The organism is Myxococcus sp. CA039A (assembly GCF_013336645.1).
GTDB classification, from domain to species: Bacteria; Myxococcota; Myxococcia; order Myxococcales; family Myxococcaceae; genus Myxococcus; species Myxococcus llanfairpwllgwyngyllgogerychwyrndrobwllllantysiliogogogochensis.
Genome location: NZ_JABUMQ010000074.1, coordinates 1 through 23,448, shown reverse-complemented (window position 1 = coordinate 23,448; position 23,448 = coordinate 1). Strand labels below are relative to the sequence as shown.

The following is a 23,448-nucleotide window of genomic DNA, read 5'->3' as shown; positions in this document are numbered from 1 at the left end:
GAGGACACATGGACAACGACGGCGGTGCGATGGTGAAGCTCGAACGGGGCGCGCTCTGGGGTTGGGGGCTGGTGATTCTGGTCGCGGCGGTGCTCGCGGGAGCCGGGGTCTGGCACGGCCTGCTCCATGGAGCGCCCGACACGCCGACCGTCGTCGTCGCCCAGGCGCCCGTGGTGCCCTCGGTGGTGGACCGGGCTCCGGATGCGCCCCTGCCGCCCACGGCGGAGGTCGACGCGCTCCTTCGCTCGCGGCTCTCGGGGGCCTCGTCGATGTCGCAGTTCGGCGCCTGGCTGCGGGAGGCGGACCTCCTGCGCCGCTTCGTCGCCGTGGTGTCCAACATGGCCAGCGGAGAGAGCCCTCGGGCCGTGGTCGCCTTCCTGGCGCCGTCCGGGGACTTCCAGGTGAGCAGCACCCGCGACGGCCGCACGCTCGTCGGGAAGAAGGGGTACACCCGGTACGACACGCTGGGCCGGGTGGTGGGCAGCCTCGACTCCACGGTGCTGGTGGACACCTGGCGCGAGGTGCACCGGCTGGCCGAGCGGCTCCACCAGGAGAGCGCGCCGCCGGGCAGCTCCCTCGAGGCGACACTCCGACGGGCCTTCGAGCAGGTGCTGGCAGTGCCGGTGCTCGACGGGGACGTGGAGGTGGTGGCGAAGGGCGCACTGTACGTCTACGCGGACCCCGCGCTGGAGGCGCTCACTCCCGCGCAGAAGCACCTGTTGCGGATGGGTCCGACGAACCTGCGCCACATCCAGGGCAAGGTCCGCGAGGTGTCGCAGAAGCTCAACCAGCAGGCCTCGAGGCCCTGAGGCCCCGCCAGCCCCCCGAGTGGGCCTCCGACGCGACGAGCCGGTTCCTGGGGAGGGAGCCATCTGACGGGCTTCCCCCACCCCCTCGCGCCGGGATGTTGGTATCTGCCCTCATGCGCTCCTCCCTCCTGCCAGTCTTGCTGCTGTGCACGGCGCTCACCGGCGTCATCGGCGGCGCCGTGTATTTCATCCAGCGGGACAGGCAGGCGCTGGTGGACCAGTTCGCCCGCGAGCGACAGGCCCAGCTCCAGGAGGCCGCGCGAGGGGTGTCCGAGGCGCTGGAGGACGTGGGCGAGGACCTGCGCTTCACCGGTGAGTTGCTGTCCCAACCGGGCACGGCCGAGGAGCACCGTCGCGAGCTGCGCGCGCTGTTGGAGGCCGTGGGGCAATACAAGGCCATCGTCGTCTTCGGGCCGGATGGGAAGGAGCGGCTGCGGCTTTTGGACAAGCGCACGGGCGCGTCGCTCGCGAAGCAATACCCGGCGGAGGAGCTGGCCCGCACCGCGAGGAGCGTGCTGGAGGGAGCTTCGGGTCACATCGCGTCCTCGCCTCCGCTGTCCGGGGATTCGACGGGGTGGCTGCGGGCCTTCGCCACCTCGCTGCCCGAGGATGCTCCCGGGGGCGGAGGCGCGGTGGTGGTGCTGGTGGACGCCGAGCCGCTGTTCGCGCCGCTGAAGCTGCTCACCGCGGAGAGCGACACGCATCTCTTGTTGCTCGGCGCGCATGGAGCGCCCACCGCGCTGAGCGCGCCGACGCTGGCGGCTCGCTATCAGGGGCTCGCCACGGATGTCCGTGGCACTCCAGGGCTCGCGGCGCTGTCACGGCGCATGCTCGCGGGTGAAGCGGGTTCGCTGGTGATTGAGCGGACGGAGGCGGTGGGGTTGGGATTGGGAGACGCGGAGGTGGTGGCGAGCTTCGTCCCGGTGCGCATCAAGAACGGCGCGCTGTGGCCGCTGGCGACGCTGTCCTCCACGCGAGGGCTGCGTTCCCATGAGCGAAGCCTGGTGCTGCGGTTGTCCTTCGCGGCGTTCCTGTTCTCGTCCTTCCTCATCGCGTTCGGTGTGTATGTGGTGCTGGCGCGCAGCCGCGCCGTGGCCCTCCAGGAGAGCCTGCGCCACGCGAGTCGGCTGGCGCACCTGCACGACAAGACACAGAAGATTCTCGACCACATCCCCACGGGCGTGCTGGCCCTGTCGACGACGGGACGCATCACCTCCGCGAATCGCGCGCTGAGCACGAAGATGCCACCGGATGTGGTGGGCTCGACGCTGGCGGCGGCGTTCCCGCAGGCCCATGCGCCCGTCATCCAGCGACTGGAGGAGCTGGTGAATGCGGCGGGCGGCGACAACCGCGTGCGCAGCCTGCACGGCGAGCCGCTGCGGCTCTTCGCGGAGGAAGGGCAGTACAACGTCCACGCGGTGCCCCTGGAGCCGCACCAGCCCGACGTCCGCACGCTGTTGGTGCTGGAGGACCTGAGCAACCTGCGCGCGCTGGAAGGACAACTGCTGCGCGCGGAGAAGCTGGCGACGGTGGGCGTGCTGGCGGCGGGAATCGCGCATGAGATTGGCACCCCGCTGGGCGTCATCCGGGGCCGCGCCGAGTATGTGCAGGACAAGCTGGGCCCCGAGCACCCGCAGTCCGCGGGGCTGGGGACCATCGTCGAGCAGATAGACAGGGTGAGCCGCACCATCCGGCAGTTGCTGGACTTCTCGCGGCTGCAGCCCGCCGAGTCGCGGGCGGTGACGCTGCCGTCCGTGGTGAAGAGCGTGCAGGAGCTGCTGCGCGTCGAGACGGAGCGGCGGCGCGTGGTGCTGAGCATGGACGTGTCGCAGCCGTTGCCCGCGTTGGCGGCGGACTCGGACCAGCTCCAGCAGGTGCTCGTCAACCTGCTGCTCAACGCGTGTGATGCGTGCGAGCCGGGGGGACGGGTGAGGCTGACGGCGACGCCGGGCGAGGCGGATGCGTCGGGGGCCTGGGGTCGGGTGCGCATCACCGTCGAGGATGACGGCTGCGGCATCGCCGCGAGGCATCTGCACCAAGTGTTTGATCCATTCTTCACCACCAAGAAGCGCGGACTGGGCACGGGCCTGGGGCTGACCATGGTGGCGCACATTGTCCGGAACCATGGCGGGCGCATCGAGCTGGACAGCGCACCCGGTCAGGGGACGCGTGTGATGCTGCAATGGCCCGCCGCGGCCCCCGCGCGAGAGGAGCAACATGTCGGTTAGAGCCCGGGTTCTCGTCGTCGATGACCACGTCGAGATGGGACAGATGCTGCGCGAGCCCTTGTCCGATGCGGGTTACGCGGTGGATGTGGCCTCGGGAGGCGCGGATGCCATCGCGCAGCTTCGCGCCGGGGTGTACGACGCCGTCATCTGTGATTTGCGCATGCAGGACGTGGATGGCTTCGACGTGCTGGAGACGGCGCGCAAGCTGGACCCGGACCTGCCGGTGCTGATGATGACGGCCTTCGGCGGCGTGGAGAACGCCGTGGAGGCGATGAAGCGCGGGGCATGGCACTACTTCGCCAAGCCCTTCCGGCTGGACGAGGTGCGGCTTTACGTGGGCCGCGCGCTGGAGGAGCGGCGGGTGCGCTCCGAGCACCGCACGCTGAAGCAGCAGGCGGAGGACCGGGGCCGGCTGGGAGCGATGGTGGGGCGCAGCGCGGCGATGCGGGCGCTGTATGCGCTGGTGGAGCGCGTGGCCTGGTCCAGCGCGCCGGTGCTGGTGCGGGGTGAGAGTGGCAGTGGCAAGGAGCTGATTGCCCGGGCCCTGCACTTCGAGGGCACGCGTCGCGCGGGGCCCTTCGTCGCCGTCAATTGCACCGCCCTGCCCCACTCGCTGCTGGAGAGTGAGCTGTTCGGCCATGTGAAGGGGGCGTTCTCCGGAGCGACGAGCGCGAGGCGCGGTCTCTTCGTGGAGGCGGATGGGGGCACGCTGTTCCTGGATGAAATCGGGGACATGGCGCCGGAGCTGCAAGCACGGCTGTTGCGAGTGCTGGCGGAGGGCGAGGTGCGGGCGGTGGGGGCGGACGGTTCGCGGATGGTGGACGTGCGGGTGGTGGCCGCGACGCACCAGGACTTGGAGGCCCGGGTGAAGGAGGGCCGCTTCCGGGCGGACCTGTTCTATCGGTTGAATGTCGTGACGTTGCAGGCGCCACCGCTGCGGGAGCGACCCGAGGACATTCCGGCGCTGGCCGAGCACTTCCTCGAGCAGGCGCGGGCGAGGAATCCAAGGTCTCCGGTGCAGCGCTTCGCGCAGGAGGCGGTGTCGGCGCTGTGTGCGCAGCGCTGGCCCGGGAATGTGCGAGAGCTTGAGAATCTGGTGGAGCGGCTGGTGGTGCTGGGGACCCGGGACACGGTGGACCTGGAACAGCTTCGCCCACACGTCAGCGAGGGCGGCGCGGAGGAACACCCGTTGTTGGAGGCGCAACGGGAAGTCATTCCCCTGCGCCGGCTGGAAAGCGAGTACATCGCCTGGGCCGTCGCGCGGTGCGGCGGGAACAAGACGCGAGCGGCGGAGCTGCTCGGGATTGATGTCTCCACCATCCACCGTCGGGAGCGGTCGGAAGGCAAATAGCCAGAGGTACCATGACCGAGCCCTCAGACACGGACCTGCTCCCCCTGGCCCTGGAGCCTGTCTATTTCGAGCTCGACTCGACGACGCTGCGTCCCGAGTTCCGTGACACGTTGACGCAGCTGGCGGACGCGCTGCGCAAGCGGCCCCAGGCACGGGTGAACATCACCGGGCACACCTGTGAGCTGGGGACGACGGAGTACAATCTGGCCCTGGGCCAGCGACGTGCCTCCGTGGTGAGGGATTACCTGCGGCGACTGGGTGTGGAGCCGGCGCGGTTGTCGACGCTGTCATTTGGAGAGGAACGGCCGCTGTCGACGACGGAGCCGGAGAAGAACCGGCGCGCGGAGCAGATGGTTTCGACGGAGTGGATGAACTGAGCTGGGGGCTTGGGCGGGTTTGTCGCCCATATCCAGGCAGGGTCGCCTTGCCCCGCGATTTTCCTGGGGACTTTGGACCTCCGCCATCCCGCCCCATACCGTCCCGCCAGATTCCCCCAGGGAGGGGCTCTATGGGGGCAATGAGCATGTCCCCTTCTAGCGCTCGAACCCACCCGCGTTGTGGAGCCGGGTAGCGGGCGACTCGGGTCCCCCACCCTTCTACGCTTGGGGCTGAACCGGCTTCAACAACCCCGCTCGGTCTAGCAGCTCACGCACGCGCCTCGACAGCGCAACATGTTCCGGGTTCGTCACGGTGAATCGCTCGGGAGTCAGGATGATGAGCGTGCCTCGGTCCCCCACCGGCTCGATGCGCACTGGAGCAGGAAGCGGAGGCACCGTGCCCCGGTGACGTGCAAGGTACGTCGCCCAGCCAAGCCACACGTCAGTCTTGCCGTCCTTGTCGTCAAGATCCCGATGCGTGCGGGACATGGCGGCGACCCAGTCAGGTTCCCAGGCAAGAGCCATGCTGCGCACTACGCAAGACAAGGCAGGGGCCGTGAATAATCGCTCCGCGTTCGCGCCCTGGCTGGGGAGTGACAAGAAACAGGAGTTAGAGAACGCTTCCGCGTATCCGCCGCAGTGGATGCGCAGGGCTGCACAATCACGGCCGGTTCCGCCATTGTCGAACCAGAAGCTAAAGCCCAAGTCCTCAAAGATGGGCCCCCCTTTCTCCCGGTTGACGCCTCGCCTGAACATCTCAGCGAGCGTAGTCATGTCAGGCGGCATGAGGGGATGCTTGCGCGCGTCCTTGCGCGACTTGGTGGGCATGTACCAGTCGGCCAGGAACGGGTCGCACTTGGCCAAGAGGTTGAGGAAGTCCGCTGTGCGGTGGGCACACTCCTCGGGAGGCTCTTTGCGCGGCCCCCAGTAGGCACCGACAAAGTAGGTGTCGGGATAGGTCTCGGATTCGAGCTTCACGGTCATGAGGTTATCCACTCAGAGAGCTGAGGTGTGGACGATTTCGACCCCTACAACCCGAGCGTTCTTGAAGAGTTCGCGCAAGGCATCGGCAGCCGCTTTCTCCGCGACATGCCACCGGACGGGGATACCCATGCCCCGAACCTTTCTGCTCTGGCGCTCTGCTTGCTCAACGAGCCCCTTTGCTCCGGAGTTCCGAAACCACTCCTTGGGCTCCAGCCCCTCGAAGAACTTCGCATAGCCAGGTCCCTTGGCCTCCAACAGCACGCCGTCCTTGAATCCGTCGAACTTCACGCCGCCGGTCTGCGTGCTCATGCCGCCGACCCAGTAGGCATCATCGGCAGAGTGGCCCGTAACCTGTTCCTGGTAACGACGGGCAGGCGGCTTCATGGACTCATTGACCGGTCCCCACTGGCCAGGCCCTTTCGACGGCGAGGCCCCCGTCGCCCGCTGGAGGATGATCGCCGCTCCAGGCCCACCGCTCAGTACCGCCGCCGCTCGCCCCACCGGCACCGCGACACGACCCATGACGAGCGCGCCTTGGGCAGATAGCGAAAGCACTGGCACCTCGGCCGTAGCAACAGCCGCACCTTGCAGCGTGCGGGTTGCGGCAGACGCTGTGCCCCAGGTGGCGATCAGGTTCGTCACCAGCTTGGAGACGGCCTGCACCTGCTCGCCTCGCGGCATGTACTGGAATCGCTCCAGATACTCAGGCGACGAGGCCAGCAGGGCCGCCACGGCGGCAGGCATCTGGTTCAGCGCCGCGAGGTTGTCAGCGGGCGACGTCGAGAAGATCTGCCCCACCGCCAGCGCCAGCTCGACGAAAGCCTCTTCGGCTCCGTCCAGCGTCCGGCTCACGTAGTCCGCATCGTCGTGGACGTCCGCGAAGGCGCCTCCTCCCGTTTCCTCCAGCCGTGCGTTCAACTCCCGGAAGACACCTCCTTTGCCCGAGTAGAAGACGCCCAGTTCGAACTGGCCCGCCCGAAAGGCACCGTCCTTCCACTCCACGGCCCCCACGCGCTGCTGGGTCTGCCCGCTGCGTACCCATGCGAGGCACCCGTCAGGACGGAGGACCGCCAGTTGCGTGAAGCGGCCCACCCGCCGCACCAACTCGGCGCGCGACACCTCGCCCGCGTCCAGCACCTCGCGCAGCATGAAGCCCACCGCGACTCGGGCCGGAAACTGCCCCAGCGTCACGTCCTTGCCCGTCAGCGCCTCCAGCAGCCGCGCTGCATGTGTCGGCGTGAGCGAACTGCCTGCCACGGGACGCTCGTCTCGGTACTCCAGCCCCGCGTCGCGAAGCAACGCATCGAACGCATCGCTCCTCTGTCCTCGGAAATGCCGAGCCTCCGTTTCCCCTTCCCCGAGGAGTGCGGAACGCTGCTGGAAGGCGCGCCTGCGCGTCGAGGGTTCAACGCCAGCGCATCCCGTGACGAAGAGAACGGCGCACAGCATCCAGCGGACAGCACGCATTCTGCACCCCTATGCCTCTCTTCAAGGAAGGCAAGTGGGCTCAATGCTGGCATTCCTGTCTGACAAGATGGCAGGTAACCGACAGCGCGGCGGAATCTTACAACGTCACCCAGACATGCCTCGAAGCGGAACCTGTCCACGCGGATGAGACAGAGCATTCGTGAGATGACTGCGCGGCCTGCTGTGAGGTGGAGAGCCGCGCGGGGTCGTTTATACAGACAGCGTTCGGCAGCGCCTGAGGTTTGGGAGGGCCGCGTGGAAAGCGCTCGGGGTGTCCACGGACGCGGGTGACGCTCACACGCCACCGTGGTTCGGGGTGACGCGCGGGACCCGAGGTGGACCCGGGGCCGCCAGGGCATCCGCGGCCCCATGTTCCCGGTGTTCTCCCATGTCCATTGGAGTTGCGCGGATCGCCCGGCTTTTCGGGCTTGAATCCGAGTACTCGAACGCGGGCGAGGAACCCGTTAGGGTGCGCCGCCATGCGATGCGACCACTGTTCCCGGTCCGAGACGACGGTCTTTGTTGAGCTGCACCACAACGTGGGCATGTTGTTCGCGCGTCGCTCCCATACGACGGCCGCCGACCTGTGCCGGGCGTGTCTGGGCAAGGCGTTCTGGCACCACACGCTGCGCAACGTCACCCTGGGCTGGTGGGGCACGATTTCCTTCTTCGTGACCTGGTACTACCTGCTGTCCAACATCGTCACCTACGTGCAGGCTCGCGCGGAGATGGGCCGCTCGCGCCGGCGCGCGGCGCCCGTCGTCAAGGAAGCCCGAGGCGCGGACGCGCTGCGAATCCTCCAGCCCTTCGAGCACAACATCCGCATGCAACTGCGCATGGGAGATGACCCCTCCGCCATCGCGCGCGACATGGCGCGACTGCATGGCGTGGAGGCCTCCGCCGCCCAGGCCTACGTGGAGCAGCTCCGCGCCGCCGCTTGAGGCACTGAGCCGCCAAGGGCGGCTCCGCACGCTCTTGAATCAAGTGGTTGTCTCAATGGATGGCGAAACCAAGGCAAGCAACCGGCAGGTGCGTTTTCGCAACACCTACGGTTCATTCATCTGGATTTGCATCGCGTTCCCCGCCGCCAACTGTGGGGGCTCACTGGGGGCACCTGACACGCGGGTGGTGGGGAATCGGCCTGAATCAGGAGGTCCATGTCCTCACGACGCAGGAATCGTGGGTCTACTTCATGGCCGAGGCCGATGATGGAGCAGGCTGGGGCGGAGACGCGCTCACCGCGTGTATCCCTGGGGACGGGAGGGCTTTCGACCACTGCAAGGAAATCTGCCTGTTTGGCGACCGAAGGGTCGGGATGAGGGCGAGGACCTTCTCGTCCGACGTTGTCATCACCCTGGGCCGGTGATGGCTCACCACCGGGCATCCCGCGACAGTCCACCCCTGGGCGTCAGGCGCTCTGGGGTGGGCGCAGCAGCGTCTTGAGGAAGCGGAGGTACTTCGGGTCTTCCTCCTCGAAAATCTCCGAGTCCCCACCCATGTAGGCCCGCGCCAGTTCGTCACCCGCGCGCCGCATGTCGCCCAGCTCGAACTCGCACTGCCCCAGTCGCAGGTGGATGAACGGGTTGCCCAGACCATCGGGCGCCCGGACCGCATCCAGGAGCGCGGTCCGTGCCCGCGCGAAATCTCCCAGTTGGAAGAACATGTCACCGATGGCCGTGCAGACCCACGTGGTAGCCTCGTAGTCCAGCCACGGCTCGGGGATCAGCTGGAACGCGGTCTTGAAGGACCGCAGCGCCGCCGCGGGATCCCCCTCCTCCGCGAGTGCGTCTCCCTCCGCGCAGAGCGCCTGGATGCGCTCGTGAATCTCATCCGGAATCTCCGCCATGCCCCTCTCGCTTCCAGGCCGTCGGCGGGCTCCGCCGGGTGCCGCCGGGTATACCACCGGCTCGCTTCCCGGTTGAGGGCCTGAGGATTCCTGGGGGTTGGAGTCCTCCGGGGGCTGTAGCGTCCCTGGGGCTTCCGCCTCGGGCAAACCTCACGAGGCTGGGCTGGTGTGTGCCTGCTGGAGCTAAAGGGCTTCTGCGCCGGCCCGCCGTGCGACTCACGGGCTACCCGTCAGCGTCCCTCACCTCCCGCTCTGCTCCCGCCTGCTACCCCCAATCGCGCTCCTGTCCTTCCCATGCTCCGGGATAAAGCGCGGGACGAACTCCCCGAACGTAGGGACTCCGCGAAACGGGGCAACTTCACAAACTCAGATTCCCGCCGAGCGATAAGTCCGAGCCAGCCGCCCACCCCTGCTACCCGCGCTCACCCCAGGTACTCGCACACCGTCCCATTCCCGATGCCCAGACTCGTGGCGATGGTCCTCGTCGACAGCTTCGACGCGAACCGCAATCGCAACACCTCTCTCAACTTGCGCACCGCCAGCCTCTCTTGGGCCATCTCCACCTCCTCGAAGGAGATGGAGGCGAGACCCTGCTGCCCAGTGCCGTCAACGCTCCGCGTGCCGCCTCTGCCTGTGCTCACCATGCCCGGAACGGGTGCTCACCTCGGGCCGGAACCAGTGCTCAGCATGGACCGGAATCGGTGCTCACCATGGTCCGGTCCACGCAATTGCCGCCGCGCGGAACGAGTTCGCTCGCGACCAGCCCTGGCGCCAGGAGATGCTCGGAACGCAGCGTCAGCGATACCCGGACGATTCGGATTTCTGGCTGGTCTTCTTCACACCCTACCTCGAGCCGGCCGTGCTTGAGGCGCTCCGTCGCGACGTGCAGGCACAGCGGGGCCGCTGACGGGTCGGCCCAGCCGGGCAGCCACGCCGACCCCAGCAGCTCGCGTTGAAGCAGCCTTCAATGCGAGCGCTTCGGGTCCTCATGCAGTGATTCGCGCTCCTCTCCATCCCCACCCCCTTCCACGGGCCTTTCCAAGGCAGCCCATTCGCCCTGGGAGAACCGGAGCTGGTGTCCATCGAACCAGCCTCGCGCCCGCCATTCGGCCTCGCGAAGGCCGACACGGAATGCAAGCTCCGTTGGCAAGTCACGCAGGGAGATGCACAACTGTCCCACGTCGATTGACCAGCACTGAATCGTCCCGCGAGGCGTGGACGTCCGTGGCTCGGGAGACGGCATCGGGATGCCCCCCGCAAGCGGCATTGCTTGCACGTGTGAATCAGAAGCAGACCTTCCGCTCGGACGCACTACCACCGCAGGGTGATGGCCAGGAGGAGGAAACTCGGCATGATCCTGGCTCACATCGCACGGTGTCGTGACCCACCAGCCGTGCCGATGGGGCTCCACGCCTCCATGACACCAGCCAAAAAAGATGCCTCGTCGAAGCACCGACGTCGCAGAGCCGCCGCCATCACCATCCTGATGTTCGTGCTGACTCTTGCCCTCACGCTTGCCTCCACGCGTTCTCCCGTGGATGCGTCGCCACCTCTATTCGAGACAACCGCCCCCAGAACGCCACACCCATCTCGTGCACCGTCGACGCCAGGAGTGCCCCTACAAATCGATGATGCCTCGGTGTCTCGGCCCTCGATGTGGCTGCGGGGGCGGGTCGTCTCGGCGCGGACCGGGCTGGGCATTCCCGCCGCCAGCATCGTCATCCTACGGCAGGGTCGAGTCGAATCCCTCCAGAGCAACCCGGACGGCGATTTCGAGTTCGTGCCTTGGATGCCGGGCGACTACGTCATCGCCGGAGCGTCTCACCCAGACTTCCAGCCCTTCGCGCCCGCCCACGGGAACGACGGCCTGCACCTCCGATTTGAACCAGGGACCTCCTTCGCGAACATCACGCTCGTGCTCGCCCCCCTGATCTTCTGCGACGGCATCGTGAAAGACGAACAGGAGCGCCCGGTCCCGCACGCAAAGGTCCGCTTCCTGTCCACAGGTCGATGGGACCCCGTGAGCGCGCCATCCCAGAGAACCTTCGAAGCCGACGAGACAGGCCACTTCCGCATCCCCTTGATTCCAGACGCCCTGATTCAAGCGGAGTCCGGACATGCCCACTCCAGGGTCGAATGTTTGTGCCTCATCACCGAGTGCCCGCTCCGGCTCGAAGTGAGTGATGAAACGCCTGCCGCGAACCTGCTCTACATCGAGGGCAAGGTACTCGACACGCGCGGTGACCCCGTCCCGGACATCCGCGTCAGCGCCACATCGGCAGGCCTTCGACGAGCTCGGAAAGAGGGTGAAGCCCCCATCAATGACGGCGGCATCGACGAGGACCTGCTCAGCATGTTGCTGGAGATCGAGACTCGCGATGAAGCCATTACCGATGAAGGCGGCTACTTCGCTATCGGTCCGCTCCAGCACGAGCCCTACGATGTCTTCATCTCCACGGTCCCAGAGACAGCGGTCAGCGCGATGGCCGGGACCCAGGAGCTCCGGCTCACGCTCCCTGAGCCAGGGCAGGCTCGGGGACATGTCTTCGCCGAGGAGGATGACAGCCCCGTTACCAGCGTCTCGTTCGTGGTCGAGAAGTACCGCTCCAACGGAGAGCTCGCAGGCGGCCTGCTCGGGGACAGATTTCGCCAGAGCAGCGTGCGGCATGACGCCTCGGGCTCCTTCGAATTCCGCCAGTTGGTGCCTGGGGAGTATCGCTTTCACGTGGCGGCGCTCGGCTTCTCCTCCGCCACTCAGACTGTCGCGGTACGCGCCGGAGAGACGGCTCAGCTTACCTTTGCCCTGAAGCGAGCCAGAGCCGTCCGCGGTATCGTCACGGACGCGAAGACCGGACGCCCATTGAGTGGCGCCATCGTCACAGCCTGGAGGTCGACGCTACAAGGCGATTGGTCGGAGGCCGTAGCCATGGGCTCCATCCACACGCGACCCCTCCTGGCTCGCACCACCGCGGACGGCGCTTTCGAACTGGCGGCGGGAGACGAACCCCTCTGGATCAGCCACGAAGGCTACAACTCGTGGGTGCTTCGGGAACGCGCACAGGAGGGGCGCGTCCTGTACGTCATGCTCTCCCTCCTTGAGAACGGACAACCCCCGTTCGAAGAGTTTGGAGGCGTGGGCATGGCCTACGATCACGCTCCTGGGCTGAACCCCACGTGGCAGATCCAGCAAGTGGTCCCAGGAAGCCCGGCGGAGCGGTCTGGCATCAACGAAAAGGACATGCTCCTCGCCATTGATAATGTCTCCGCCATCGGCATGGACATGCTGGAGGTCATCTCTCGTGTCCGGGGAGAGCCCGGGACCCAGGTTCGGCTGCGCCTCTCGACCGGAAGCGCAGGCCGTGAATATGAAGTCGTGCTCACGCGGACGCGCTTCTCGGAGTGACCGTTCCGAAATCGAGCGCTTCTCGACCAACGTGAGCCACTCTTGTCACGCAGCGTTCGGCAAGCTGGTGGGCAACGCGCTCCAATACCTCCCGGGGACTCCCGCGTGACGGCGCGCGTCCACGGTGAAGCGAGTCCTGGAATGGGACAAAATGGCGGCGCTTCGAGCAGGGACATGCGGGCGACGGACTCGCGGTTACATCCCAGTGACATCAACCTCTTCGAATCACGATAGGGAGACGAGGCCAGCCCGAGCGCTGGCCGGGCGCGGCCGGCATCCCGCGCCCTGTATCGACTCATACGAGGGGAACATCATGGGGCGCATCTATACCGGGCTGATCCTGTCCGCACTCTGGGGAGCGGGCTGCGGCGATACGACGGAGCCCGTGGCGACGGAGCCCATCGAGCGCCACGTGGACGGCTCACGGCTCAAGGCCCAGGTCATCTCCACGAGCGATGGCCTGCGCTGGTTCCAGCGGGTCTACGACAGCCAGCGACAGGCAACGTGTCTCTGGCAGAAGGCCGCGCCCGATGGTGCCTACTACTGTGTGGACGACGGCGTGGGCCTGGTGTCCCGAGGTGGCTCGCATTTCAGCCACGACGATGAATACACCGACGCCGAGTGCACCGACCCGATCGCCGACCTCTTCCAGACGCCGGGTCCGAACACCTTCATCAGGAGGTCAGATGACCCCTGCGAGGGGCTGCAACGCTTCCACTCCGTGGGGGAGCCCTGGACGGGGGCCTACTACCGCCGGAACCAGGACGGGGACTGCGTCCGGGAACCGCTGGGCCACTCCACCCACTACCGGATAGGCCCCGAGCTGGTGACCGGCGACCACTTCGTTCGAGGGACCCTGCGGGAGAAACAGAGTGGCGGGGGCATCAAGGCCTACGTCATCGCGGGCGAGGATGGGTCGGAGACCTTCGAGTCGCTCCAGGACACCACCCATGACACAAACTGCGTCGTCAACCGGGCGCGTGACGGGAAGCTTCGATGCCTTCCGAGCAGCGAACCCAGGGGCTGGCTCGCCTCCGTCTCGGTGGACCCGACATGCACCGAGCCCGCGCTCACGACGTTCACCCCCCGCGCCTGCACCCGGCCTCGATTCTCGCTGATGAGCGACGGGGACGATGCGTGCTCTCCGAACTTGAAGGTCATCGCGGTTGGAGAGGAAGTCACCCAGGTCTACGCGCCCGCCAGTGCAGTCGACCCCACGTGCCGGCCGCTCACACCTGGGTCACGGGAGGGCCGCTACTACCGGGCGGGCGCGGAGGTTCCCGCCACGAGTTGGCCCGAGGCGAAGGAGATCGACCTCAAGGCGCATGGCCGACTCATCGTGCGCGGCGCGGAGGTGGCAGGAGCGGTGAAGGTTCCCGCCAGGCTCTTCGACACACAGTTGGGGACGGAGTGCTTCTTCAATCCGGACGCCTCGGGCACGGAACGCTGCTTCCCCGCGGGCCACGGCATCGACCTCAAGCTCGGATACTTCGCGGATGCCGCATGCACGACGCGGGTGTCCCCTGTCTTCCCCGCGCCATGCACTGACGGCGGGTACGCCGTCTTCGTGGACTTCGCCCAGGGCCCTCGGCTGCGGTACCGCGCCTTCCATCTGGGCCCCCAGCACGAAGGCCCCGTCTATGTCGTCCAGTCGGACGGTGCCCAAGCGGGAAGTTGCGCGGAGCTGGAGGGGGCGCCGCCGGCGTCCGTGTATGAGGTTGGGGCGGAAATCGAGGCGACCTCGCTCATCGAGGGGACTGAATCGATGAATTGAGGGATGCCGGCTTCAGGCTCGGGGGGCCGTTGCCTCCCGCACGGAAGTCAAGAAGAGGCCCCTGTTGGTTGGCCATCACACCCGGCGGGTTGCCATCACCTCTCCTCGGCACGATAAAGGACCGATGCCGGCTCGATCGCTGGCTGGGCGCGGCCGTCATGCCACGCCCTGTATCGACTCATTCGAGGAGAACATCATGGGGCGCATCTATACCGGGCTGGTCCTGGCCGCACTCTGGGGAGCGGGCTGCGGTGATACGACGGAGCCCGTGGCGACGGAGCCCATCGAGCGCCACGTGGACGGCTCACGGCTCAAGGCCAGGGTCCTCTCCACGAGCGATGGCTTGCGCTGGTTCAAGCAGCTCTATGACAGCCAGTTCCAGACTCCCTGTACCTGGCAGAAAGCGGCGCCCGATGGGGCCTACTACTGCGTAGCCTCCGACACGGGCAACATCACGGATGCCGAGGACAACCGCTTCCAGGGCTACACCGACGCCAACTGCTCCATCCCCCTCGCCTACTTCTCCACCCCCCCGGGCCCCAACACCCTCATCTCGAGGACGGATGGCACCTGTGGTGGGCTTCAACGCTTCCACACCGTGGGGGAAGCCTGGAGAGAGAGCTACTTCCAGCGGGACTACACCGGAGATTGCGTTCGGGAAGTGAGAGACGCCGCCTACCTCTACCAGGTGGGACCCGAGGTGGCCGCCAGCGACTACCTCGTTCGTGGCGTCCTTCAGGAGAAGCAGAGCGGCAGGGGTATCAAGGCCTACACCATCAAGGGCGAGGATGGCTCGGAGAGCTTCCAGTCACTCCAAGACACCAGCCGCGATACGGAATGCACCGTTCGGTTGGCGAGTGACGGGACACTTCGCTGCTTGCCGTCGGGTGAGTCGACAGGCGCGAGCGCCTCCGCCTCGGTAGACCCGGCGTGCACCGAACCTGCATTCGCGACGACCTCCCATCTCTTCTGCACCGCGCCGCGCTTCGCGGTGTATGCCAATCCGGAAGAGAAGTGCCCTTCGGGTCTGCATGTCGTGGCTGTCGGCGAGGAAGTCAGCCAGGTCTATGGTTCCCTCGGTGAAAACAACCCCGGGTGCCAGCCTCGGCCGCCTCAGCCACAGTACGTCCGCTACTACCGGGCTGGCGCCGAGCTTCCCGCCAGGAATTGGGTCGAGGCGAAGGAGGTCGACCTCAAGACCCATGGCCGACTCACGGTGCGCGGCGTGGAGCTGGGAGGGGCCGTGAAGATGCCCACCCAGATTGTCGATACGCAATTGGAGACGCGGTGTACGTTCAGGTCGGACCCCGCGGGCACGCTTCGCTGCTATCCAAGCCAACACTTGATCAACCTCGAGCCCGGATATTTCGCGGATGCCGCATGCACGACACCGGTGTCCCATGTCTACCCTGCGTCCTGCACCGTCGGCGCTTACGCCGTCTACATTGACGAATCGCAGGGCTTTCCCGGAAAGAATCGTGCCTTCCATCTAGGTCCCAGGCACGAAGGCCCCGCCTACGGCAGAAACCTGGCCGGCCAGTGCTTGACGTGGCGTTTGACTCCTCCGGAGCCCTTGTATGTGGTTGGGGCGGAGATCGATGTGACGTCGCTGGTCCAGGGCACTGATTCGATGGAGTAACAGGCACCTGTGAGAAGCGCGGGCCCCCGGTGCGCTGGAGCGGCTGTCACGAGCGGAGGACGGCCGCATCGCCTATCGGATGAAGCGCCCACTGCCGGACGGCACCACGCACCTCGTCGTCACCGGATTGGAGTTGCTGCCTCGCCTGGCGTCCCTGGTGCCTCCACCTCGGGCAAACCTCTCGAGGTTCCACGGCAATCAGGACGACACCGCCGACCCACGAGGAGCTGCCAGACGCACCACGCATGGGGCTGCCCTCGGTCGCGCGTCACCGCGCAGGACTTGTCCGGGGGGCCCCGCCGCTGAAAAACACCCCGTAAAGTTCCAGGAAAGTCTGGCGGGCCTCATGCGTAGAGCCCCCACACTCTCGACGAAGGTGTTGCGCGAATGCGGTTCGACAGGAAGGTCATCGACGCCTGCCAGGTGATTCCCTCCGTGCCGACCTCCAGAGGAGCGTGGGCCGCACTCACCGCACGATGAGCACCACGGCTTGGACGACCCCTCGTCCAGACGTGATGCCCCTCCGCGATTTCGCGGGGGTTCCTTCCCGGTTCGCACACAACAGGGTGCCTCATTCCAGCCGCGAAGCCGGTTCGCTGGCTGGGTTACTCGGAGTTGTTTCATGAGCTCATGGACATGCAGTTCCAATGACGTTGGCGTTTCTGAATCGGGCCGCCCTGCCCGCCTTCTACGGATGGCCCTGCTCGGCGCCATCTGCTCGGTGATGACAGCCTGTTCGGCGCAGGTCGAAACTTCAGACGACGCCGTTGCTCTCGACACCACGGGCCAGAAGAGCATCGGGCCTACCTTCACCTTCCCGCTGAAGGTCAGCGCCAACCAGCGCTACCTGGTCGACCAGAACAACGTCCCGTTCCTCGTGAACGGATTCAATCCCCAATCCATCGTCACCGGAGTCGACCCCGCAGACTTCAATACCATCTTCGCCACCAAGGCCAGCCAGGGCGTCAACGCCGCGGATGTCTGGTTGATTCAGGACTACTCCAAACCTGACTCCTCCACCTGGGACGGCATCAAGCCCTTCACCGGGACGCTCGCCCAGACTTGCGACTATGGCCCGTGCTGGGACTTGAGCACGCCGAACGAGGCCTACTTCGCCCGGGTCGATGCCCTGGTGGCGGCCGCCAACCAGAACAACATCGTGCTCTTCACGACGCCCATCGACGGTCCCGTCGGCTTCCACGAGACCCTCGTCGCGAATGGAGCGACACGGGCGAACCAGTACGGTCAGTATCTCGGCAACCGCTACAAGAACCACCACAACATCGTCTGGTGGATGGGCGGCGACTACTTCGATGTCGACGTCAATGACAAGGCGCGCATGGCCGCGGTGGCGAGCGGAATCAAGAGCACGGACAACGTCAAGCCGAAGCTCTTCGTGCTCCAGCTCGCCCCCATCACCGGGACCAGCTCCCTGGATGGCGACTGGTCGGTGTGGGGAGGCCTTGTCACCCTCAGCGGCGTCTACAACTACAACGCGGCCTACTACAAACAGCACGTCGACTACGGGCGAACCCTGCCGGCGATCATGCCCAGCTTCCTGATGGAGCCCAAGTACGAAGACGAAGGAGTGACTGGGCGAGACACCCGGAAGGTGGCCTGGTGGTCCATCACCTCCGGCTCCGTCGGCACTCTCTACGGGGCGTCTCATGAGTGGCAACTGGGGGCGCCGTTCCCCAACAAGTCCCTGCTCAACAACCCGACGCACCCAGGCGCAATCTTCATGCAGCACTTGCGGACCTTCTTCGATGGTCCCAGTGGGTTCAACTGGTGGGACCTGGTCCCCGACCGAGGGCCCGGTGACCCGGTCAACGGAAGCACCATCGTGACCCAGGGCATGTGTACCAGCGGGAGCAACAGCACCAGCTGCTATGGCAACAACGCCGTCCGGACCAACTACTACGCGACGACCGCGCGGACCTCCAACGGGTCGGCGGTGGTCATCTACATCCCGTCGTCCCGCACCGTCCGCGTGGACATGACGAAGCTGTGCGGCACCTCCACTGTCAAATGGTTCAACCCCACCAACGGTGCGTACACGACCGTCGGCACCAGTTTCGCCAACACCGGGGCCCAGGACTTCACCACGCCTCCGTGGACCACGAGCCACCAGTCGAACTGCGACGACGCGGCTCCGCAGTCCACCACCTGCAACGACTGGGTGCTCACCCTCAACACCAATGCCCCATGCAGCGGCGCCGTGGCTCCGACCGCGAGCACCTCGGCGGCCAGCAATGTCGGCGCATCAGGCGCCTCGCTCAACGGCTCGGCCAACCCCCATGGCGCGCAGAGCACGGGCTGGTTCCGATACAGCTCCACCCACCCCGGCAACTGCGACGACACCTTTGGAACTCGCGCTCCCGCCACCGGTGGCGTGAGCCTGGGCAGCGGCGGCTCGACGCTCACGTACACCCAGCCGGTGACGGGGCTCGCGGCGAGCACCACGTACTACTTCTGCGCCATCGCCAGCAATCCGGTGGGAGTGACGCCCGCGAGCGCGGTGCTGTCGTTCACCACTTCGGCCACGGGAGCCGCTCCAACCGTCGTCACCTCGGATGCGACCAGCGTCACTTCGAGCAGCACCACGTTGAACGGGGCGGGCACCCCCAATGGTGCCGCGACCACCGGCTGGTTCCGCTACAGCGCGACCCATCCCGGAAGCTGCAACGACACCTTCGGGACCCGCGCCCCGACCAGCGGCGGCGTCAGCCTTGGCGGCGGAAGCACCTCGGTCAGCTTCAATCAGCCCCTCACCGGCCTGACGGCTGGCACCACGTACTACTTCTGCGCGCTCGCCAGCAGCACCGACGGCACCGGCGTGGGTCAGGTGAACTCGTTCGTGACCAGCTCGAGTTCGTCAATCACCATCGGTGAGACGAACATCCTGTCGGGCACGGACTCGGGCCTCGCGGATCTGCTGGTCGGCAACCAGGTTGCGCTGACACAAACGGCCACGCTCCAGACCTTGAGAATCAACGTCAAGGCCTTGGGGACCTCGACTGGCAACCTGACCCTGGCCGTCTATGACAGCCTCGCTGGTGGCGCGCCCGGCAGCCTCAAGGCGACGACAACGTCGTTCGTCCCCGTGGTCGGGTGGAACACCGTCAACGTCGTCACGCCGGTCTCCCTCCCGGCGGGTACCTATTGGCTCGTGGTGGGGTTGAACAGCGGCAGCACCGTCCTTGCCTATGGCAGCGGGTCAGGGACCGAGCGTTGGGTCAGCAGGACGTACGGCGCGATGCCTGTCACCTTTCCCACCACCGGCGTGACGCAGGGCTCAGGCCACTACTCGTTCAACGCGACGCTCACACCGTAGCGCCGCCGCGTTCTGGACGAGGAGTCATAGCGGCGCCTCCCGTCGAGGAGCGCCCGCTGGATGACCGACCGCGAGCACCCCGCCGTTGATACTTCAGACAGCCCGCGGCCGCGTCCTGGTGAGCGCCAGGACGCGGCGCGGGCCCCTGTACCGCACCGGATTGTTGAGACGCCATGTTGGTCGTAATCAGGCCGCGTGCTTCGCGTCTTGCGCCCCTGGATGGCACTCCACGGCGTCAGTGGTTGGCGCGGACGCGCAACATGGCTGGCCCAGGCTCTGAGGCGTTGGCCGGAGCGACCCAGGCGACAACCACGCGACCCGCGCTCATGAGCGCAAGCAAGGGCTCGCTGCTCCGGTCCGCCGGGACGCCGCTCAGCAGCGTATTCCAGCCAGAACCGTCCCATGCCACGACGCGGAGTTCCGACACCTCCTGCCCCATGGAGTACTGGACCACGGCAACGGCCGGAGCATCATCTTCGGGTGCGAGTGCCAGGGAGACCGACTGTTTACTAAAGCCGAAGCCAAGCACCGATTGAGCGTTCCCCACCTTCGTCCAGGCTGTTCCGTTCCATCGCTGGACATAGAGACTTGACACATCCCTCCATGCGACCACCGGCGTGCCATCCGCCGCGAACTTCAGATCCGCCGCATACGCTGAACCCGAGGAGGAGCCTGCCTCGACCTGGAGAGAATCGCCGACTGCTGAAATCTGTGTTCCCTCCAGACGCAACACCCGCAGCTCATTCGAACCAGCGTCCTGGTACACCACCCATGGCCGCTGGAGGGAATCGATGGCCAGCGAGAAGATCTCCGCACGGCGCGGTGGAAGTACCTCCGTCCAGGGCCCGCTTCCTCCGACATGGACCGAGGACATGCTCGACGAAGAGGCCGAGTCGAACCAGGTCACGGAAATGCCAGCGCGGCCTCTGGGGCCGATTCCAAAAAGAAAGCGGTTGATCGACGAATAGCCGTTGCCAGTGGATTCATGGATGGGAGTCCACGCAGCCCCGTCTCTTCGGAGCAGATGAAAGTCGGTTCTATCGACTGTCCATGCGAAGTGCGGGACATTGTCTAGCCCCAGCGCGAGCCTCCCGGAGCCGTAGGTATTGGGGGGACCGATGCTGCGCCAGTCACCACCATCCCATTGCGCGACGATGCTCTTGAGGGTCATAGAGGGGCCGACGGAGTTCCACTCTTCGAAGGCCACAACAGGCTTTCCGTTTGGAAGAACCACCAGCGATGGCTGCTCGGTGCTGACAGCGTATCGACCAGGCTCGGAATGCACGGATGCCCCCAACAGCCGCCAGGCAGGAGCGTGCCACGACCAGACGCCAGTGGGGCGAATGAGGTGGTTACCCGCCAGATCCGAGACCTGCTCCGTGACGTCCAGCGTCATGTCCACGGGAAGAGAGAGGGGTTCGTCGCAGGCAACCCTCACGGTCTTCCCGTCCGTGGAGAGTTCTCGCTGAGCGCGTACGGGCGTCGTGCCCGCTCTGAGCTGCACGCTGCTATCCGTGAGACTGGCGACGAGGAGCGGCTCTGAAGCCGTGAAGGAAATAGCCCCAGTCCACTCCTCGGGACTTCCAGGCGTGGGGCTTCGGGAGATGAGTTCCGGCGGCGTGCGGTCCACCACCACCTCGAGGTGCGGACTCACGGCGGTGGTGGAACCACGGTGGACCCGTGCGGTCAACTGGTACTGGCCTTCTGGCACATGAGTGGTGGCCCATGTGTATTGGTAGGGAGCGACGAGCTTCGCGAGGACGTCGCCATCCAGGAGCAACTCCACGCTATCGGGAGTGCCCGCATGAACCGCGACCTGCACCGTCACCGCATCGCGTACATAGGCTGTACCGAGGGGACTGGTGATGACCACGCTCATCCCCGCGTCTTCGCCACAAGCAAGCGCTGCCGCGAGGAGAAGGCTCGTTAGAATCCGCAGCCCGACCCCGCAGGTGAGTCCTGGAACGGCGTGGAGAGGTGTGCGCATTCCGCGCATTGTAGTGCAAGGCTTGTCATTCTTGAAGTGGCGGAAAGGGCATCCCGCGCCGGATCAATCATTGCCGACATCCAATCTCATCCCTAAGAGCCGCAAGGCACGTACGTCCGACCTCATCCTCGAGGTGCGAAAGGATACCCAGCGCTCGAGGCTGAGCGTGCGCGCCTTGGCCACGGGTGGGTCAAGGCGCTGATCGTCCGCCAGCCTGTGCGCGGTTGGCCCCGGCACGAGGGCCAACCCAGGCCGCCGGGTGTTGAGGCTCATCCGGCGCCACGAGGTCCAGGCCCCTGCTACCCACCTGAGGGGAGCGCGGTCTGGGCAGGCATGTGCCCCAAGCGGGCTCAAGCGGCCTGTCCACCGGACGGGTGCATCACTTCGGGCAGGGACTCATCAAGGGCGTGCAGACGCCTCTGAACGCCACCCTCATCATGGGCGGCCGAGCCATCAGCGCGGTCCAGACACTCCTGCGCATCGAGCCCGTGCGCAAAAAACCTCACGGACACGGAGGTCGCCGCGCTACGGCAGGCGTACGGGGACTCCATCGACTCCTCGCGCATCAGCATCAAGGAAGGCGATGCGGGGCGCCTCACGTTGTCGCGGCGGCCGTTCACCCATGGCGACACCACCTACATCCCCTCCGGCCACCTCCCCTGCAGCTCGACCTGCTCGTCCACGAGGTGGCGCACGTCTGGGAGCACCAGCATGGTGGCACCGACTCCATGAGCGAGGCGCTCTTCGCGCAGCGCTTCGGAGACGGGTACGACTTCCTCAAGGCACTCCAGGCGGGGAAGTCCTGGGAGGAGATGAACCCGGAGCAGCAGGCGGAACTGCTCGAGCAGGGCTTCCTTGCCGGCGACTTCGCGGAGCCTTCGCTGCCCCTCGTCATCGATGGCGTGGACTACACCGCGCAGCTCGACGCCGCGGCGAAGGACGTCCGCGCCGGCCGGGGAGCGCCGTAGCCATGCGACATCGACGTCTGCCCCTCCTGGGCTTGGCGCTCCTCCTCGGCGCGCTCGCGGGGGCCTGCGAGCCGCTGCTCGTGGTGGAGCTGGCCCCGACAGGGAGTTCCTGCCGGCCCCCGCCTTCTCGGTCCGGGAGCCCTCTCGGCCCGGTGAGGCGCCCCGGTACGGCCAAATCCACGGTGTCACCGAGGATGGAACGCTCGTGTGGGCGGTCCGGGCGCTGCCCACGACGGCGCGCCAGTCCCCGACGCGCCTCGTCTACGGCGAGCCCCCGGAAGGCTTCGCTGTCAATCAACAGGCACTGCCGTTGGAGCGCGGCCGCACCTACCTCGTCTCGGTGGTGGGCGAGGGGCGAGGCGCATTGCGCTTTCGTGTGCTCGTGGACGAACGGATTGTGGAGAGTCAATAGGGGGCAGCGCTGCGCCATCCTTGCACCAGATGTACCGTGTTGCCGCTACCAGCGCCATCAACCAACCCGCACTTGCTGTACGTGTTACCATTGCATCGCTGCACCGACTCGACGTTCACACTCGGAGGGACGCATGCAAAGCATCATCAGAGGACTGCTGGTGGGTGTATTCGTAGTGGGGCTCGCGGCGACTGGCTGTGGTGGCACTTCGGCGGACGAGCAGGGAGAGCTGGCCAGTTTCGAAGCGCAAGAGCAAGGCTTGTACCGCTGTCTCCCTGAAGATGGGCCCTGCCCCGCTGCATATACGTGTGTCGGTATTATTTGCCGCAGGACTTGCGCTTCGTATGGCAGTAGCGGTTGCCGCGACCCAGGCGCGATGACGTGCTGCCCCGGCACGTCTGCGAATCCGCCCTACTGCATGGAGTCACCACAGAGTTGCGGACCCGGAGGAGTAGATTCAGTAGGGCCCGGGGGCGAGCCCTAGCGCGGACCGACCTTCCCCGAGATCGCCAAGCTGCGCGACGCACAGCGAGTAGCTCCCGCCCCGAATCCGGTGGTGAGCTGCAGGCTACTTAGCTCGATGCCCGCTCCGGTACTTCGGAGCGGGCTTGGGCGCACGTCAGGCTGCCCTCACCGGGCACTCGCGTCCCGCCGCTTCAAGCCTCCGGGCGGCCACCTCGCGGTAGCACTACTCCTCGATTTCCACCCCCACGGTGCGCCGGCCGAGCCGCTGCGCGGCCACCCTCGAGAGGAAGTAGCGCTCGGCGTCGTTGGACGGCTCAGGGCAGGTCTGGGCAGGCGTGTACCCCAAGCGGGCTGCGCGGCCTGTCCACCGGACGAGTGCATCTCTCGGGCGGCCACGTCAGCGG

Annotated in this window: 18 protein-coding genes; 12 read left to right on the top strand and 6 right to left on the bottom strand. The window is 66.4% G+C overall.

Going from position 1 to position 23,448, the window contains the following annotated elements; translation table 11 throughout:
• Positions 1 to 8: 8 nt before the first annotated feature.
• From HR086_RS14740 to HR086_RS14725, 4 genes are all read left to right on the top strand, one after another.
• A complete protein-coding gene (locus HR086_RS14740; protein ID WP_141641194.1) occupies positions 9 to 809 on the top strand; it encodes a DUF3014 domain-containing protein in 801 nt (266 codons plus the stop codon).
• Positions 810 to 922: 113 nt separating this feature from the next.
• Positions 923 to 3,037 carry a nitrogen regulation protein NR(II) gene (locus tag HR086_RS14735; RefSeq protein ID WP_141641195.1) on the top strand — a complete coding sequence of 705 codons (2,115 nt, stop codon included), beginning with the start codon at positions 923 to 925 and terminating at the stop codon, positions 3,035 to 3,037.
• Positions 3,027 to 4,388, top strand: a complete 1,362-nt coding sequence (locus tag HR086_RS14730) for a sigma-54 dependent transcriptional regulator (RefSeq protein WP_141641196.1) — start codon at positions 3,027 to 3,029, stop codon at positions 4,386 to 4,388. The genes HR086_RS14735 and HR086_RS14730 overlap by 11 nt, the downstream gene beginning before the upstream one ends.
• Positions 4,389 to 4,399: 11 nt before the next feature.
• A complete protein-coding gene (locus HR086_RS14725; RefSeq protein WP_174465941.1) occupies positions 4,400 to 4,765 on the top strand; it encodes an OmpA family protein in 366 nt (121 codons plus the stop codon).
• 219 nt (positions 4,766 to 4,984) lie between these two features.
• Here HR086_RS14725 and HR086_RS14720 read toward each other — a convergent pair whose 3' ends face one another.
• Together HR086_RS14720 and HR086_RS49420 are read right to left on the bottom strand one after the other, a co-directional pair.
• Positions 4,985 to 5,749, bottom strand: a complete 765-nt coding sequence (locus HR086_RS14720) for an immunity 52 family protein (protein WP_174465940.1) — start codon at positions 5,747 to 5,749, stop codon at positions 4,985 to 4,987.
• 12 nt (positions 5,750 to 5,761) lie between these two features.
• Complete coding sequence (locus HR086_RS49420; protein WP_174465939.1) at positions 5,762 to 7,216, bottom strand: Tox-REase-5 domain-containing protein; 1,455 nt, start codon at positions 7,214 to 7,216, stop codon at positions 5,762 to 5,764.
• Positions 7,217 to 7,695: 479 nt separating this feature from the next.
• On the opposite strand from HR086_RS49420, the gene HR086_RS14710 reads away from it, so the two are divergent.
• The gene (locus tag HR086_RS14710) at positions 7,696 to 8,157 is read left to right on the top strand and encodes a hypothetical protein (RefSeq protein ID WP_174455573.1); all 462 of its coding nucleotides are present in this window, start codon (positions 7,696 to 7,698) and stop codon (positions 8,155 to 8,157) included.
• Positions 8,158 to 8,624: 467 nt separating this feature from the next.
• On the opposite strand, the gene HR086_RS14705 is transcribed toward HR086_RS14710, so the two are convergent.
• Both HR086_RS14705 and HR086_RS49210 read right to left on the bottom strand, forming a co-directional pair.
• Positions 8,625 to 9,062: a tol-pal system YbgF family protein gene (locus HR086_RS14705; protein WP_174465938.1), complete on the bottom strand. Its 438-nt coding sequence runs from the start codon at positions 9,060 to 9,062 to the stop codon at positions 8,625 to 8,627.
• Between the two features lie 422 nt (positions 9,063 to 9,484).
• Positions 9,485 to 9,619, bottom strand: a complete 135-nt coding sequence (locus tag HR086_RS49210; protein WP_256433637.1) for a hypothetical protein — start codon at positions 9,617 to 9,619, stop codon at positions 9,485 to 9,487.
• A 794-nt stretch (positions 9,620 to 10,413) separates the two neighbouring features.
• Between HR086_RS49210 and HR086_RS14700 the strand changes: the two genes are divergently transcribed.
• The 5 genes from HR086_RS14700 to HR086_RS14680 all read left to right on the top strand — a co-directional run bounded on the left by HR086_RS14700 (position 10,414) and on the right by HR086_RS14680 (position 19,212).
• Positions 10,414 to 12,465, top strand: coding sequence for a carboxypeptidase regulatory-like domain-containing protein (locus tag HR086_RS14700; protein ID WP_174465937.1), 2,052 nt, complete (start codon positions 10,414 to 10,416; stop codon positions 12,463 to 12,465).
• Between the two features lie 313 nt (positions 12,466 to 12,778).
• Entirely contained in the window at positions 12,779 to 14,239 is a 1,461-nt protein-coding gene (locus tag HR086_RS14695; protein ID WP_174465936.1) for a hypothetical protein, read from the top strand.
• A gap of 196 nt (positions 14,240 to 14,435) precedes the next feature.
• On the top strand, positions 14,436 to 15,878 hold the full coding sequence (locus tag HR086_RS14690; protein ID WP_174465935.1) for a hypothetical protein: 1,443 nt from the start codon (positions 14,436 to 14,438) through the stop codon (positions 15,876 to 15,878).
• A 34-nt stretch (positions 15,879 to 15,912) separates the two neighbouring features.
• Positions 15,913 to 16,305, top strand: coding sequence for a transposase (locus tag HR086_RS48505; RefSeq protein ID WP_373564303.1), 393 nt, complete (start codon positions 15,913 to 15,915; stop codon positions 16,303 to 16,305).
• 267 nt (positions 16,306 to 16,572) lie between these two features.
• A complete protein-coding gene (locus HR086_RS14680; RefSeq protein WP_174465934.1) occupies positions 16,573 to 19,212 on the top strand; it encodes a DUF4038 domain-containing protein in 2,640 nt (879 codons plus the stop codon).
• A 235-nt stretch (positions 19,213 to 19,447) separates the two neighbouring features.
• On the opposite strand, the gene HR086_RS14675 is transcribed toward HR086_RS14680, so the two are convergent.
• Complete coding sequence (locus HR086_RS14675; protein ID WP_174465933.1) at positions 19,448 to 21,091, bottom strand: Ig-like domain-containing protein; 1,644 nt, start codon at positions 21,089 to 21,091, stop codon at positions 19,448 to 19,450.
• 836 nt (positions 21,092 to 21,927) lie between these two features.
• On the opposite strand from HR086_RS14675, the gene HR086_RS14670 reads away from it, so the two are divergent.
• Positions 21,928 to 22,167: a hypothetical protein gene (locus tag HR086_RS14670; RefSeq protein ID WP_174455733.1), complete on the top strand. Its 240-nt coding sequence runs from the start codon at positions 21,928 to 21,930 to the stop codon at positions 22,165 to 22,167.
• 205 nt (positions 22,168 to 22,372) lie between these two features.
• Positions 22,373 to 22,579, top strand: a complete 207-nt coding sequence (locus HR086_RS14665; protein WP_174455734.1) for a hypothetical protein — start codon at positions 22,373 to 22,375, stop codon at positions 22,577 to 22,579.
• A 688-nt stretch (positions 22,580 to 23,267) separates the two neighbouring features.
• On the opposite strand, the gene HR086_RS49205 is transcribed toward HR086_RS14665, so the two are convergent.
• The gene (locus tag HR086_RS49205) at positions 23,268 to 23,390 is read right to left on the bottom strand and encodes a hypothetical protein (RefSeq protein ID WP_256433636.1); all 123 of its coding nucleotides are present in this window, start codon (positions 23,388 to 23,390) and stop codon (positions 23,268 to 23,270) included.
• Between the last annotated feature and the right edge of the window lie 58 nt (positions 23,391 to 23,448).